Genomic DNA, 14,264 nt, shown 5'->3' with positions numbered 1-14,264 from the left:
GTTAACGTCGGATCATGGACTACGCCGCCGCGCTCGAGACCTTCTTCGACGAGCCCGCCGGCTCCCCCGCCGCCGTCGCGGGGCCGTCCCCGACCCCCGCTCGGACCCTGCGCGACGCCCTCGAACCGGTCGCGATGCACGCCGTCTGGTCCGAGGCGGTCAACCGCGCGCTCGCCGAGCGCGGGCACGACTTCCTCACCGGCTACGTCACCGGCCGGGCCGCGCCGCTGGGCGAGGTGCCGTCGTCCGTCGTGGCGGCGACGTTCGCGGTGTTCGAGCCGGGCCTGGTCGACGCGCTGTGGACCGCGGGCCGCGCGATCGTGCCGCTGCCCGAGCTGATCGCGCTGCGCGACGCGGCGACCGCCGCGAGCCTGCGCGCCGTCCTCGGCGACGCCGCCGAACCCGAGGCGGTGCGGGTCGCCGGGATCCTGGAGGACGCGGTCGCGGGCCTCGACGGCACCGGCCGTGTGCTGTTCGCGGCACTGCGCGCCCGGCCGCGCCTCGACGACGCGTTCGGCCGGCTGTGGCGCGCCGCCGACCTCGTGCGCGAGCACCGCGGCGACGGACACGTCGCCGCGTCCGTCGCCGCCGGGCTCGACCCGGTGCGGATGGGCGTGCTCATGGAGGTCTGGCTGGGCTACCCGGTCGGCGAGTACTCCGGCACCCGGGCGTGGCCCGAGGAGGCCGCCGCGGCCGCCGTCGCACGGCTGGAGGCCGACGGCCTGATCGTCGACGGCTCCCTCACCGATCGGGGCCGGGCCGTCCGCGACGGGATCGAGGCCGCCACCGACACCTCGCAGGACGCGCTGGTCGCGGCACTGGGCGACGACCTGGAACCGGTCGTCGCGGCGCTGGCGGGCTGGTCGGAGCGATGTGTGGCGGCGGGCGCGTTCCCGCCGGACCCGCGCAAGCGCGCCGCGGGCTGAGCCGGCGGGCGGGTCCTAGCGGGCGCCGCGGCGCATCGAGACGTGCGGCACGCCGTCCCAGTCGAAGGGCTCGCCGACGGCCTCGAAACCGAGCGTCCGGTAGAAGTCGACGAGGTGCTGCTGGGCGTCGAGGACGCAGGGGCGGTCGCCGATCTCGCCGAGGACGGCCTCCATCAGCCGCTTGCCCAGGCCGCGCCCGCGGGCGGATCGGGCGGTGCACAGCCGCCCGATCCGGTGCTCGCCGGTGGGCTCCTTGAGCAGCCGCAGCGTGCCCAGGATCGGCTCCGGGCGGCCCTCGCCGCCGAGCCAGTAGTGCCGGGCGCGGTCCTCGAGGTCGCGGCCGTCGAGCTCCGCGTAGGCGCATTCCTGCTCGACGACGAACACGTCCACCCGCAGCCGCAGCAGCTCGTAGAACGTGCGCGGGTCCAGGTCGGCCGCCCAGGCCCGGTGCACGGTGGCCGCGAAGACGTCGTTGCTCATGCGCCATCCCTACCAGACCGGGTGCCCGACCCCGGCCCGCGAGTCGCGAGATCCCCGCCCGCGAGTCGCTCATCTCCCGCCCCCGAGTCGCTACTTTCCCGCCGCGAGTCGCTCGTCTCCCGCCCCCGACGTCCCTCCACCCGGTCCAGGAGCCGCTGCAGCGCCGCGTCGAACTCGTCGGGCGCCTCCAGGTTGGGCAGGTGAGCCACCCCGTCGACGACGGTCAGTTCCGCGTCGGGCAGCGCGCCTGTGGTCCGCCGGGCCTCCTCGACGGGGGTGAAGCCGTCGCGTGTCCCGACCACCACCGCCGCGGGCACGGTGACGTCGTGCAACGGGTAGGCGGGCCGGTCGGCGCGGGCGCGCTGCGCGGCGGCGGCACCCTGGGGATCGGCCGCCCGCATCATGGACTCGACGTGCGCGGCCGCGGGCGAGCCGGGGACGACCATCCGGTCCAGCACCTCCGTCGCGTACGGGCCCATCCCCTCGCGCTCCAGCCGCCCGGCGCCCGCCAGGCGTCCCGCGCGGTCGGACTCGGCCATCGGGGTCGTCGCGGCGAGCAGCAATCCGGCCACCCGCTCCGGGGCGATCCGGTGCAGCTCCATCGCCACCTGCCCGCCCATCGACAGGCCGACGACCACCGCGCGCGGCACCGCACGGTCGTCGAGCAGCTCCACGAGGTCCTCCGCGAGGGCCCTCCACCCGAGCGTCGCGCCGCCGGTGGCCCCGTAGCCGCGCAGGTCGGGGGCGAGCACCCGGCGCCGCGGCCCGAAGCGCGCGAGCTGGGGCCGCCACATCGAGCGGTCGAAGGGATGCCCGTGCACGAGCAGCAGCGGCACGGGTCCGACGTCGTCAGCAGCGATCACGATCCGAGTCTGAGCGGTACATTGACCAAGTTCAAGACTGACAATGTGCTCGGAGCAATCATGGACGACTACCGCTCGCTGGCCGACGCCCTCGCCGCCGACGTCGACGCCGGACGCCTGCGCCCCGGCGAACGCCTGCCCACCCAGCGGCGCTTCGCACGCGACCGCGGGATCGCCGTGTCCACCGCGTCGCGGGTCTACGCGGAGCTGGTGCGACGCGGGATCGCGGTCGGGGAGGTCGGGCGCGGCACGTTCGTGCGGGTCGGTGACCCGGGGCCCGACCTGCCCGACCCCGCGGACGGGCGCGTCGACCTGGAGCTGAACTTCCCCGTCGTCGACGGACAGGCCGAGATCCTCGCCCGGGCGCTCGGCCCCCTGCTCCGCCCCGACGCACTGACGGCCGCACTCGCCCCGACCGGCGTCACCGGGACCCCGGCCGCCCGCGCGGCCGCCGCGGCCACGTTCGCGCGCCCGGGCTGGTCCCCCGATCCCGACGCGATCCGCTTCGCCGGCAACGGGCGGCAGGCCATCGCCGCCGCGGTCGGCGCGCTGGTCGGCGTCGGGGGGCGGCTCGGCGTCGAGGCCCTCACCTATCCCGTCGTGCGCGGGATCGCCGCGCGCCTGGGCGTGCAGCTCGTCGCCCTCCCCGTCGACGACGACGGCCTCGTCCCCGACGGCGTGCGTGACGCGGGGCCGCTCGACGCCGTCTACGTCCAGCCGACGCTGCACAACCCGCTCGGCACCACGATGCCGCCCGCCCGCCGCGCGGAGCTGGCCGCGGTGCTGCGCGAGCGGGACCTGCCGTGCATCGAGGACACGATCTACGCCTTCCTGCGCGACGGTCCCCCGCCGCTGGTGACGTGGGCGCCGGAGCGGACGGTCGTGGTCGACGGGCTGTCGAAGCGGCTCGCGCCCGGGCTCAGCGTCGGGATCGTCGTGCCGCCGCCGGAGTGGGCCGGGCGGGTGTCCGCGGCGCTGCGGTCGGGCGGCTGGACCGCCACCGGCTTCGCCCTCGACGCCACCGCCCGGGCCATGGCCTCGGGTGCGGTCGCCGAGATCGAGGCCGCCAAGCGCGTCGACGCCGCCGCGCGGCAGTCCCTCGTGCGGCAGTCCCTCGTGCGGCAGTCCCTCGTGCACCAGCGGCTCACCGTGCGCGCCGACCCGGCCGCCTACCACTGCTGGTGGGAGCTCCCGGCGCCGTGGCGGGCGGAGACGTTCGTCGCCGCGGCAGCCCGGCTCCGCATCGCCGTCACCCCGGCCGCCGCGTTCGCCGTCGGCACCGCGCACGCGCCGAACGCCGTCCGCCTGGCGCTGGCCGCCCCGCCCCTGCCGGTGCTCGCCCGCGCGCTCGACCGGCTCGCCGCGCTGGCCCGCAGCAACCCCGGCGACGACGGGGTGGAGTAGGTCGCCCGGGTGCTGCGCTGGCTCGCATCGCCCCTGGCGCTGGGCGACCGGGGCGCTGTGGCACCTCGGGTCCGGACTGGGCGCCGGGCTGCCTGCCTGGGGTGTCGTCCGCCTCGCCGGTGGTGACGGTCCGCGGACGCACCCGACGGGGAGCCCTGTCCCCGGTTAACCTCGCCGGGTGCGCCACCACGATCTCGCAGTCATCGGTACCGGCTCCGGCAACTCCATCGTCGATCCCCGCTTCGACCACCTCGACGTGGCGATCGTCGAGCACGGGGTGTTCGGCGGCACGTGCCTCAACGTCGGATGCATACCGACGAAGATGTACGTCTACCCGGCCGACGTCGCGCAGCTCATCGGCAAGTCGTCGAAGTACGGCATCGACGCCACCGTCGACAAGGTGCGCTGGAGCGACATCCGCGACCGCGTCTTCGGCCGCATCGACCCGATCTCCGCGGGCGGGCGCGAGTACCGCGTCGACCGCTGCCCCAACGTCACCGTCTACGAGGGGCACGCCCGGTTCACCGGGCCGCGCGAGATCTCCGTCGACGGCGGGGAGCCGTTCAGCGCCGACCGCATCGTCATCGCCGCGGGCGGCCGCCCGGCGATCCCGGGCCCCATCACCGACTCCGGCATCCCGTACGAGACATCCGACACGATCATGCGCATCGACGCGCTGCCCGAGCACCTGCTCGTCGTCGGTGCGGGGTACATCGGGGCCGAGTTCGCGCACGTCTTCTCCGCGCTCGGCTCCCGGGTCACGATCATCGGCCGCGGGCAGCAGCTGCTGCGCTCGCAGGACGAGACGGTGGCGGAGCGGTTCACCGCGGCCGTCCGCGACCGGTGGGACGTCCGCCTCGGACAGTCGATCACCTCGGCCCGGCACGGTGCCGACGGCGTGGAGCTGACGCTGCAGGACGGCTCGTCGGTGCGGGGTGACCTCGTGCTCGTCGCGACCGGCCGGAAGCCGAACTCCGACCGCCTCGACCTGGAGAAGGCCGGCATCGAGGTGCACGACGACGGCCGCATCGCCGTCGACGAGTACCAGCGCACGAACGTCGACGGGGTGTTCGCGCTCGGCGACGTCAGCTCGCCCTACCAGCTCAAGCACGTGGCCAACCACGAGGCGAAGGTCGTGGCGCACAACCTCGCCCACCCCGACGACCTGCGCGCCACCAACCACCACGCGGTGCCCGCCGCGGTGTTCACCGACCCGCAGATCGCGGCCGTCGGGCGCACCGAGGCGCAGTGCCGTGCCGAGGGTATCGACGTCGTCGTGAAGGTCCAGGCCTACGGCGACGTCGCGTACGGCTGGGCGATGGAGGACACCACGGGGTTCTGCAAGGTCATCGCAGAGCGCGGGACCGGCCGGATCCTCGGGGCCCATGTCATGGGGCCGCAGGCGAGCACGGTCGTCCAGCCGCTGATCCAGGCGATGGCGTTCGGTCTCGGGGCGCGCGAGATGGCCACCGGGCAGTACTGGATCCACCCCGCGCTGCCGGAAGTGGTCGAGAACGCACTGCTCGGGCTCGATCTGTAGGGGCTCGGGCGTCGAATGCTGGATACTGGGGTAACCACTTAGGTCACCCTTCCTCCGTCGACACCCGAGGTGCCGCCCATGTCCGTAGCCGAGAGCCCCACCCGGTCTGCCGGTCCGAAGCCGATCCTCGACGGGCAGCGCGGGGTCGCGTCGACCGTCGCCGTCTACGTCTTCGTGATCACCCCGCTCCTCGCGCTGCTGGCCGCCGTGCCCCTCGCCTGGGGCTGGGGCCTGAGCTGGGTCGACATCGCGATCGCGCTCCCCTTCTACGTCGTCAGCGGCCTCGGCATCACCGTCGGGTTCCACCGCTACTTCACGCACGGCTCGTTCAAGGCCAACCGGGCGCTGCGCGTCGCGCTGGCGATCTCGGGGAGCCTCGCACTGCAGGGGCCCGTCATCGACTGGGTGGCCGACCACCGCCGCCACCACGCGTTCTCCGACAAGGAGGGCGACCCGCACTCCCCGTGGCTGTTCGGTACCGGTCCGCGCGCGCTGGCGAGGGGCTTCTACCACTCGCACATGGGCTGGTTGTTCGGCCGCGACCAGACCAACGAGGAGCGCTTCACCCCCGACCTGCTCGCCGACCGCGACATCGTGCGCGTCGACAAGCTGTTCGTCCTGTGGGCCACGCTCTCGCTCGTGCTGCCGGGCGTCATCGGCGGTCTGGTGACACTGTCCTGGGCCGGCGCGCTCACCGCGTTCTTCTGGGGCGGGCTGGTGCGCGTCGCGCTGCTGCACCACGTCACGTGGTCGATCAACTCGATCTGCCACATGATCGGCGAGCAGCCCTTCGCCTCGCGCGACCACTCCCGCAACGTGTGGCCGCTCGCCGTCCTGAGCTTCGGCGAGTCGTGGCACAACCTGCACCACGCCGACCCCACCTGCGCCCGGCACGGCGTGCAGCGCGGCCAGGTCGACATCTCCGCCCGCGTGATCTGGGCCTTCGAGAAGCTCGGCTGGGCCCGCTCGGTCCGCTGGCCCACCACGAAGCGCCTGGAGAAGCTGGCCCGCGTCTAGACGACCAGCAGCGCGGCGCGCGCCCCGAACACGAGCAGCGCGGTGCCGGCCCCGACGCCGGTCACCGCGCTGGGGGTGAATCGCCCGCGTAGTACCACCGCGGCCACCGCGGCGGCGCAGACGAGGACGGCGAGGACCACCAGCCCGGGGTCGCGGAAGATCCACGCCAGCGGCACGAAGTGGGCGCCCACGACGAACGCGATCCACGGGGCGATCCACCGCGGCCGCCTCCGGACGCCGAACACCGCCGCCCCGAGCCCGGCCAGCCCGAACTCGATGCCGCAGACGACGCCGAACGCGCGACGGGTCTGCGCCACGGCGAACACCGAGTCCGGACCCCAGTTCTGCCAGGTCAGGAACCCGCCGACCAGGGCGACCAGCAGCCCGAGCCCGGAGCCTGCGCCCAGCCACGCCCGCCAGCGCGCCGGCGGGTCCTCCTGCCCCCACCCGAACCAGACGAACGCCGCCGTCCCGAACACCACAGCGGTGACCGCGAGGTCCCGCACGAACCAGCCCTCGTCCATGCGTCCACGGTGTCAGCCGGCCCGCGGCCCGCGGTACGCACAAATGTCACCGATGATCGCCAGGAGTGGCGGCGCGGTGTCACCGGCGGCACCTCCCGACCACTCCCGGCGATCATGCTGCCGCCGGGAGCGAGTCCACGATCTCCCGCACGCAGTCGGCAGGGCTGCCGTCGAGGTCGTGCCAGGTGTAGCGCAGCAGGTCCCAGCCACCGCGGTGCAGGGCGTTGCCCTTGCGCCGGTCGTTGCGGAACCTGGTGACGTCGACGTGCCACGCCCACCCGTCGACCTCGACGGCGAGCCGAGCCGCGGGGAAGGCCAGGTCGATCCGCCACGGCCCGAACGGGTGCCCGAGCACCCACCCGGTGATCCCGGCGTCGCGCAGGAGGGTGATGAGCAGGCGCTCCGCGGCCGAGTCCGCCCGGTCGGCGGCCGCGCTGATCATCCGGGCGGCCGCGCCCGACCCCCGGCGGCCGAGGTTGCGACAGTAGGCGCGGTAGAGCGTCGGGAAGCGGACGTGGCGCTGCAGCGCCCGGTCGAGGAACACCGACCCGTCCGGCAGCGCCAGCGCCGTCTCCAGCGCGGTGAGGGGTTGCGCGGTCAGGTGGAGATCGCGGTCGATCACGAGGTCGACCGGCGACAGGTCGCGGCGCACGACCGACATCCCCGGTGCCGGCCGCAGGTGGCGACGCCGCGGCACCGTCAGCTCGACGACGGCCGGGGCCTGGTCGAGCATCCGGTACCAGTACGCCGCCGCGGGCCCGCTCACCATCGCGGGCGCACCGCCGGCCCGGAGCCAGGCGGCCCGGATCCGCACCTCGTCGGTGTACCGGTGCCCCCCGACCAGGTAGACGCCCGGGTGCAGCAGGTCCCACGCCCGCGACCGCACCCGCCGGTGCACCGAGCTCGCCGACACCCCGGCCGCGACGGCCTGCCCGAGCGTGACCACACCCGCCTGCCTCGCGAGCAGCGGTGCGAGGACGGATTCCGGGGACACCGACGGAGCATGCCGCGCACGACCCCGGCCCCGTGGCGGAACGCGAGAACCCACCCCGGAGATCGTCAGGAGTGGTCAGCAGGTGTCGCCGGCGACACCAGGGGGCCACTTCCGGCGATCACGGCCGTGACACGGCAGTCCCCTTCCTGGCGATCATGACGCGGTGGGGCGCTCCTCCACCGGGGGGACGGCCACCGTGGGCGGACCCGACGGCGGGAGCTCGGTGCGGGCGGTGGCCGGGTCGTAGGGAACCGCCGGGGGCGTCTCGCCGCGGATCCCCGCCACCAGCGCGGTGACATCGGCCATGATCGCGCCCGTGACGCCGTCGAGGGCGGTGCGGGTACGGGGGCCGCCGAGCCACCGCGTCAGGTCGACGGGCGGGCCCGCCACCACCGTGACGCGGCGGCGCGGGAAGAACAGCCGGGGCACGTTCGTGCCGGGCGGCAGGACGTCCTGCGTGCCCCAGTTCGCGACCGGGATGACCGGAGCGCCGGTGACCAGCGCGATGCGGCCGATGCCGTTCTTGGCCTTCATCGGCCAACCGGTGGGGTCGGCGGTGTAGGTGGCCTCCGGGTAGAACGCCACGATCTCGCCGCGCTGCACGGCCGCGATGGCCTCGCGGTAGGCGTCGCCGGCGCGCGCGGAGGACCGGAAGACCGGGATGTGGCCGCCCTTGCCCAGCACCGAGCGCACGACGGGCACGTCCCACAGCTCCGACTTCGCCAGGAACCGGGGCATCCGCCCGTGCGAGACGGTGAACGCGACGTCGAAGATCGGGTCGGCGAACGAGACGTGGTTGAGCGCCAGCAGCGCACCACCGGTGCGCGGGATGTGCTCCCCGCCCCGCCACCCGATCTTCGTGCCGAACATCGTGAACGGCCAGAGCAACCAGATCGCGAAGCCGTACCAGAAACCGGAGGTGTCCCACCGCCGCGTGACGGTGAGGCGCAGCTTCTGCCAGGTCGTGAGCGGCCTCATGAATCCATTGTGTCGCACGGGCCCGGTGTGACGTGCGTCCCAGCCCCCATCCGGCGACAGGACCGCGACGGAATGTCCGGCGACACTGATTTCGCCCCATCCCCCCGCTCGTGAGGTCGTCGTGCCCGACATGTCCGGTCTGCCCAGGTTGGAGCCCGTCGGACGGGAGCAGGGTGCACCGTCCGCCCTCGTCCTCGTCCTGCACGGCGGTCGCGCGCACAGCCGCGAGAGCGGCGATCGCAAGCGCCTCACCTACCGGCGGATGCTGCCGTTCGCCCGCGCGCTGAGCCGCAGCGGGCCCGGCGTCTACATGCTCCGCTACCGCTACCGCGGCTGGAACGCCCCCGCCAAGGACGCGCTGCGCGACGCCCAGTGGGCACTCTCCGAGCTCGCCGAGCGGTTCCCCGGCGTGCCGGTCGTGCTGGTCGGGCACTCGATGGGCGGACGGGCCGCGCTCGGCGCCGCCGCATCGTCCAACGTGGTCGCGGTCTGCGCGCTCGCCCCCTGGCTCGACGCGTCGGACCCCGTCGTCCAGCTCGACGGCCGCACCGTCCTCATCGCGCACGGCGACCGCGAACGCTGGACCGACCCCGGGGAGTCCTACCGCTACGCCGTGCGCGCGAAGGAGCGCGGCGTAGCGGTCTGCCGGTTCGACGTGCCCGGCGCCGGGCACTTCATGCTCACCCGCGTGGCCGACTGGCACGCCCTGACCCGCCGGTTCGTGCTCGGTGTCCTCGACATCGAACCCGTGGACCCGGTGATTGCGAATGCTCTGCACCAACCGACACCGAGCGGCCTACGGGCCGTACTCCATGGAGCCCACACATGAGCCAGCTGCCCGCGACCGACCGGCCCACCGCAGCCGTCGTCGGGTCCGGCGTCGCCGGTCTCACCGCCGCGTACCTCCTGCAGCGCCGCTACGACGTCTCGCTGTACGAGGCCGACGCGCGCCTGGGCGGCCACGCGCACACCCACGAGCTCCCCACCCCCGACGGCGGCACCGCGTTCGTCGACTCCGGGTTCATCGTGCACAACGAGCGCACCTACCCGAACCTGTTGCGCCTGTTCGCCGAGCTCGGCGTGGCCACGCAGGAGTCGGACATGTCGATGAGCGTCCGCTGCGAGGGCTGCGGCCTGGAGTACGCCGGGGCGCGCAAGCTGGGCGGGCTGTTCCCGCAGGCGTCCAACGTGGCCCGGCCGCAGTACCTGAAGATGCTGGCCGAGGTCGTGCGGTTCCACCGGCACGCCCGACGCGTGCTGGCCGACGAGCGCGCGGGCGACGTCACGCTCGGCGCGTTCCTGGCCATCGGCGGCTACTCCCGCTACTTCGTGGAGCACTTCATGCTCCCGGTCGTGAGCGCCGTGTGGTCGGCGGGCGAGAGCGTGTCGCTGTCCTACCCGGCGCGCTACCTGTTCACCTTCCTGGACCACCACGGGCTGCTCTCCGTCGGCGGCTCGCCGCAGTGGCGCACGGTCACGGGCGGGTCCCGGGCCTACGTGGAGCAGGTCGTCAAGGGGATCTCCGCGGTGCACGTGTCGAACCCGGTGAAGGCCGTCCGGCGTAGCGCCGACGGGGTGGAGATCGAGGCCGACGGCACGCAGCGCTTCGACAAGGTCGTGATCGCCACCCACCCCGACCAGGCGCTGGCCCTGCTGCCCGACGCCACCGCGGACGAGCGCGACGTCCTGGGCGCGTTCGCGTACTCGCCGAACACCACGCAGCTGCACCACGACACGTCGGTGCTGCCGCGGCACGCGAACGCGCGGGCCTCGTGGAACTACCTCAAGTCGGCCTGCTCCAGCCGGGACGCGCCGGTGCTCGTGTCCTACGACATGAACCGGCTGCAGCGCCTCGCCGAGCCCGAGGACTACGTGGTGACACTCAACGGCACCGACCGCGTGGAGCCCGGCCAGGTCATCGCGACCATGCACTACGAGCACCCGATCTACACGCCCGAGTCGGTGGCCGCGCAGCGCCGCCTGCCGCAGCTCAACGACGGCACGGTCGCCTTCGCCGGCGCCTACCACGGCTGGGGCTTCCACGAGGACGGGTGCGCCGCAGGCGTGCGGGCCGCCGCCAGCCTGGGAGCCGGCTGGTGACGTCGTCGCAGCAGGAGATCGTCCGGACGCCGGTCGTCGTGCCGTCGCTCTACGACGCCGAGGTCCGCCACGTCCGCCGCAAGGCCATGGACCGCAGCTTCGGGCACGCGATCTACTTGTGGCTCGTCGACGTCGACGCCCTGCCCGAGCTGCCCCGCTGGCTGCGGCCGTTCGCCCGCTTCGAGGCGCGCGACCACCTCGGCGACCCGAGCCGCACCATCCGGCAGAACCTCGACGCGTGGCTGGCCACGCAGGGCGTCGACCTGCACGGCGGGCAGGTGCTCATGCTCGCCAACGCCCGGTTGCTCGGCTACGTGTTCAACCCGATCAGCGTGTACTGGTGCCACCGGCCCGACGGCACGCTCGAGTGCGTCGTCGCGGAGGTCCACAACACCTACGGCGAGCGGCACTGTTACCTGCTGCGCACCGACGACGCCGGCCGCGCCGAGACCGGCAAGGACTTCTACGTCTCCCCGTTCCTCACCGTCGAGGGCACCTACCGGATGACGCTGCCGCTGCCCGGTGACCGGCTCGCCGTCACCGTGGCGCTGCGCCAGGACGACGCCACCGCGCTGACGGCCACCGTCGTCGGCACCCGCCGCCCCGCCACCCCCGCCGCGCTCGCCCGGATGCTCGTGCGGCGTCCGCTCATGACCTACCGCACGTCGGCGCTCATCCGCCGCCACGGCATCACGCTGTGGCTCAGGCGCCTGCCCGTCGTCCGTCGGCCGAAGCACTCACCTCAGGAGGGCGTCCAGTGACCACTGAACCCATCAGCTCGGCGCCCGTCCGGCGCTCCAACAACCATCTCGTCCCCCGCCCGAACGAGGGCGTGTGGCCCGGCCTGGCGACGGCGCCGCGGGCCCCGGGCAAGGCCCGGATCGCCGAGGCGCTGTTCCGGCGCGCGGTGAAGCCGCTGCCGGTGCGGGTCGTGTTCCCCGGCGGGGAGCGGATCGGCGCAGGCGGTCCCGACTCGCCCGTCATGCGGATCGTGCGGCCCGAGGCCTTCTTCCACCGCCTCGGTGCGAACTCGAAGATCGGGTTCGGCGAGGCGTACATGGTGGGCGACTGGACCACCACCGACCTGGCCGACCTCCTCACGCCGTTCGCCGCGAAGCTGTCCACCCTGATCCCGCCGACGCTGCAGCGGATCGGGCGGCGCTTCGCCGAGGCCCGGCAGCCGAGCGAGGAGGTCAACACGGTCGAGGGCTCGCGGGAGAACATCCAGCGCCACTACGACCTGTCCAACGACCTGTTCTCCACGTTCCTCGACGAGACGATGTCCTACTCCGCGGGCTGGTTCGCCGACGGCAGCGACGACCTCGTGCTCGCCCAGGAGCGCAAGATCGACGGCATCCTCGACATGGCGGGCGTCGGCCCCGACAGCCACGTGCTGGAGATCGGCACCGGCTGGGGCGGGCTCGCCACCCGGGCCGCGCAGCGCGGCGCCCGCGTCACCACGCTGACGATCTCCGCCGAGCAGGCCAAGCTCGCCGAGGAGCGCCTGACGAAGGCCGGCGTCGCCGACCGCGTCCAGGTGCTGCTGCGCGACTACCGCGAGGCCCAGGGCAGCTACGACGCCGTGGTCAGCGTCGAGATGATCGAGGCCGTCGGCGTCGCCTACTGGCCGACGTACTTCGCCGCGCTCGACCGCCTGCTCAAGCCCGGCGGCAAGGTCGGCCTGCAGGCGATCACCATGCCGCACGACCGGCTGGTGGTGTCGCAGAACGACTACACCTGGATCTCGAAGTACATCTTCCCCGGCGGCGTGATCCCGTCGGTCGACGCGATCGAGCAGAACCTGCGCGACCACACCGGCCTGCGCATCGCCGAGCGCCGCAGCCTCGGCCCCGACTACGCCCGCACGCTCGCCCACTGGCGCGAGACGTTCCTCGCCCGCTGGGAGACCGTCGCCGGGCTCGGCTTCGACGAGACGTTCCGCCGCATGTGGGAGTTCTACCTCGCGTACTGCGAGGCCGGGTTCCGCGTCGGCTACCTCGACGTCTACCAGCTCTCGCTGCAGCACCGCCGCTCCTACTGACTCCCTGGAGACACACCGTGCCCACCCCTGTCGCCCCGCAGCTCGCCGGGCTCGTCGAGCGCCTCATCGGTGCGCCGCTGCCCATCCGCCTGCGGGCGTGGGACGGCTCCGAGGCCGGTGCCCCCGACGGGCCGGTCGCGATCATCCGGCACCGCCGGGCGCTGCGGCGCCTGCTCTGGAACCCCGGCGAGCTCGGGCTGGCCCGCGCGTTCGTCGCCGGTGAGCTCGACGTCGAGGGCGACGTCGCCGACGGCCTGTCCCGGTTCTGGAAGCTCGCGCGCGCCCAGGACCTGGGGGCGGTGAAGCTGAGCACCGCCGACAAGATCGACGCCGTGAAGCTGGCCGCGTCTCTCCGCATCCTCGGCCCGCGCCCGAAGCCCCCGGCGTCGGAGGCCCGGCTCGACGGCGGCCTGCACACCCGCCGCCGCGACCGCGCCGCCATCGCGCACCACTACGACCTGTCCAATGACTTCTACGAGTTCCTGCTCGACCCGCAGATGGCGTACTCGTGCGGGTACTGGACGCAGGAGACGAGTGCCGGCTACGGGCTGGAGCAGGCCCAGACCGACAAGCTCGACCTGATCTGCCGCAAGCTCGGGCTGAAGCCGGGGATGCGCCTGCTCGACGTCGGCTGCGGGTGGGCGTCGCTGCTCATCCACGCGGCGAAGAACTACGGCGTCACGGCCGTCGGGGTCACCCTCAGCGCCCAGCAGCGGGCGTTCGGCATGGCCCGCGTCGAGGCGCTCGGGCTGTCCGACAAGATCGAGATCCGGCTGCAGGACTACCGGGAGATCCCCGACCAGCCCTTCGACGCCATCAGCTCGATCGAGATGGGCGAGCACGTCGGCCAGGACAACTACCCCGTCTACGCCGCGCAGCTGCACAAGCTGCTCCTCCCCCACGGACGCCTGCTGCTGCAGCAGATGTCGCGCGGGGCGGCCGGGGCCAACACCGCACCGGGCGGCGGGGCGTTCATGGAGTCCTACGTCGCACCGGACATGTACATGCGCCCGCTCGGCGAGACGCTGAACTTCCTGGAGGCCGCGGGGCTGGAGGTCGTCGACGTCCACTCCCTGCGCGAGCACTACGTGTGGACCGTCCGGCCGTGGCTGGACACGTTGCAGGACAACAAGGCGGAGGCGGTCCGGCTCGTCGGCGAGGAGCAGTTCCGGGTCTGGCTGCTCTACCTCGCGGGCGCGGCACTCGCGTTCGAGGAGAACCGGATGGGCGTGCACCAGATGCTCATGGTCCGTCCCGACGCCGACGGCCGGTCCGGGCTGCCCCGCGGGCGCACGTCCACCCTGGGCCGCGACCCCGAGATGGATCACGTCTCGGTGACGAACGGCAGCTCGGCCAACGGCTCGGCGCGCACGGTGCTGGTCGAACCGACACGATGA

General features: G+C 73.7%; 14 protein-coding genes. 9 read left to right on the top strand and 5 right to left on the bottom strand.

Going from position 1 to position 14,264, the window contains the following annotated elements; all coding sequences use genetic code 11:
- Positions 1-14: 14 nt before the first annotated feature.
- Complete coding sequence (locus tag I4I81_RS00825) at positions 15-926, top strand: SCO6745 family protein (RefSeq protein ID WP_218615721.1); 912 nt, start codon at positions 15-17, stop codon at positions 924-926.
- Between the two features lie 15 nt (positions 927-941).
- On the opposite strand, the gene I4I81_RS00820 is transcribed toward I4I81_RS00825, so the two are convergent.
- Complete coding sequence (locus tag I4I81_RS00820) at positions 942-1,406, bottom strand: GNAT family N-acetyltransferase (RefSeq protein ID WP_218615720.1); 465 nt, start codon at positions 1,404-1,406, stop codon at positions 942-944.
- Positions 1,403-2,269 carry an alpha/beta fold hydrolase gene (locus I4I81_RS00815; RefSeq protein WP_308187724.1) on the bottom strand — a complete coding sequence of 289 codons (867 nt, stop codon included), beginning with the start codon at positions 2,267-2,269 and terminating at the stop codon, positions 1,403-1,405. The genes I4I81_RS00820 and I4I81_RS00815 overlap by 4 nt, the downstream gene beginning before the upstream one ends.
- A gap of 60 nt (positions 2,270-2,329) precedes the next feature.
- Between I4I81_RS00815 and I4I81_RS00810 the strand changes: the two genes are divergently transcribed.
- The 3 genes from I4I81_RS00810 (at position 2,330) to I4I81_RS00800 (ending at position 6,230) form a co-directional block, all read left to right on the top strand.
- Positions 2,330-3,673: an aminotransferase-like domain-containing protein gene (locus I4I81_RS00810; protein ID WP_218604301.1), complete on the top strand. Its 1,344-nt coding sequence runs from the start codon at positions 2,330-2,332 to the stop codon at positions 3,671-3,673.
- A 178-nt stretch (positions 3,674-3,851) separates the two neighbouring features.
- A complete protein-coding gene (locus I4I81_RS00805; RefSeq protein WP_218604302.1) occupies positions 3,852-5,213 on the top strand; it encodes a mycothione reductase in 1,362 nt (453 codons plus the stop codon).
- Positions 5,214-5,291: 78 nt separating this feature from the next.
- Entirely contained in the window at positions 5,292-6,230 is a 939-nt protein-coding gene (locus I4I81_RS00800; protein ID WP_218604303.1) for an acyl-CoA desaturase, read from the top strand.
- Here the strand turns inward: I4I81_RS00800 and I4I81_RS00795 are convergent.
- From I4I81_RS00795 to I4I81_RS00785, 3 genes are all read right to left on the bottom strand, one after another.
- Positions 6,227-6,754: a DUF7010 family protein gene (locus tag I4I81_RS00795; protein ID WP_218604304.1), complete on the bottom strand. Its 528-nt coding sequence runs from the start codon at positions 6,752-6,754 to the stop codon at positions 6,227-6,229. The genes I4I81_RS00800 and I4I81_RS00795 overlap by 4 nt on opposite strands.
- 112 nt (positions 6,755-6,866) lie before the next feature.
- A complete protein-coding gene (locus I4I81_RS00790; RefSeq protein WP_218604305.1) occupies positions 6,867-7,748 on the bottom strand; it encodes a type IV toxin-antitoxin system AbiEi family antitoxin domain-containing protein in 882 nt (293 codons plus the stop codon).
- Positions 7,749-7,901: 153 nt separating this feature from the next.
- On the bottom strand, positions 7,902-8,726 hold the full coding sequence (locus I4I81_RS00785; protein WP_218604306.1) for a lysophospholipid acyltransferase family protein: 825 nt from the start codon (positions 8,724-8,726) through the stop codon (positions 7,902-7,904).
- A 130-nt stretch (positions 8,727-8,856) separates the two neighbouring features.
- Here I4I81_RS00785 and I4I81_RS00780 point away from each other — a divergent pair, with 130 nt between their 5' ends.
- From I4I81_RS00780 to I4I81_RS00760, 5 genes are read left to right on the top strand one after another with little or no spacing between them, the layout of a single operon-like run.
- A complete protein-coding gene (locus I4I81_RS00780) occupies positions 8,857-9,555 on the top strand; it encodes an alpha/beta hydrolase (RefSeq protein WP_218604307.1) in 699 nt (232 codons plus the stop codon).
- Positions 9,552-10,826, top strand: coding sequence for an NAD(P)/FAD-dependent oxidoreductase (locus I4I81_RS00775; RefSeq protein ID WP_218604308.1), 1,275 nt, complete (start codon positions 9,552-9,554; stop codon positions 10,824-10,826). Before I4I81_RS00780 ends, I4I81_RS00775 begins: the two co-directional genes overlap by 4 nt.
- Entirely contained in the window at positions 10,823-11,587 is a 765-nt protein-coding gene (locus tag I4I81_RS00770; protein WP_226363670.1) for a DUF1365 domain-containing protein, read from the top strand. Before I4I81_RS00775 ends, I4I81_RS00770 begins: the two co-directional genes overlap by 4 nt.
- Positions 11,584-12,867: an SAM-dependent methyltransferase gene (locus tag I4I81_RS00765; RefSeq protein ID WP_218605235.1), complete on the top strand. Its 1,284-nt coding sequence runs from the start codon at positions 11,584-11,586 to the stop codon at positions 12,865-12,867. The genes I4I81_RS00770 and I4I81_RS00765 overlap by 4 nt, the downstream gene beginning before the upstream one ends.
- 17 nt (positions 12,868-12,884) lie before the next feature.
- Positions 12,885-14,264, top strand: coding sequence for a class I SAM-dependent methyltransferase (locus I4I81_RS00760; protein WP_218605234.1), 1,380 nt, complete (start codon positions 12,885-12,887; stop codon positions 14,262-14,264).

The organism is Pseudonocardia abyssalis (genome assembly GCF_019263705.2).
In the GTDB taxonomy this organism is placed as follows: domain Bacteria; phylum Actinomycetota; class Actinomycetes; order Mycobacteriales; family Pseudonocardiaceae; genus Pseudonocardia; species Pseudonocardia abyssalis.
The sequence above is the reverse complement of the archived record's forward strand: the minus strand, read 5'-3'. Positions and strand labels throughout refer to the sequence as shown.

What these genes read in the sequence shown, in the direction of transcription:
- I4I81_RS00825 (WP_218615721.1), top strand. Translation starts at nt 15, where the DNA reads ATGGACTACGCCGCCGCGCTCGAGACCTTCTTCGACGAGCCCGCCGGC.
- I4I81_RS00800 (WP_218604303.1), top strand. Translation starts at nt 5,292, where the DNA reads ATGTCCGTAGCCGAGAGCCCCACCCGGTCTGCCGGTCCGAAGCCGATC.
- I4I81_RS00780 (WP_218604307.1), top strand. Translation starts at nt 8,857, where the DNA reads ATGTCCGGTCTGCCCAGGTTGGAGCCCGTCGGACGGGAGCAGGGTGCA.
- I4I81_RS00775 (WP_218604308.1), top strand. Translation starts at nt 9,552, where the DNA reads ATGAGCCAGCTGCCCGCGACCGACCGGCCCACCGCAGCCGTCGTCGGG.
- I4I81_RS00810 (WP_218604301.1), top strand. Translation starts at nt 2,330, where the DNA reads ATGGACGACTACCGCTCGCTGGCCGACGCCCTCGCCGCCGACGTCGAC.
- I4I81_RS00795 (WP_218604304.1), bottom strand. Translation starts at nt 6,754, where the DNA reads ATGGACGAGGGCTGGTTCGTGCGGGACCTCGCGGTCACCGCTGTGGTG.
- I4I81_RS00820 (WP_218615720.1), bottom strand. Translation starts at nt 1,406, where the DNA reads ATGAGCAACGACGTCTTCGCGGCCACCGTGCACCGGGCCTGGGCGGCC.
- I4I81_RS00785 (WP_218604306.1), bottom strand. Translation starts at nt 8,726, where the DNA reads ATGAGGCCGCTCACGACCTGGCAGAAGCTGCGCCTCACCGTCACGCGG.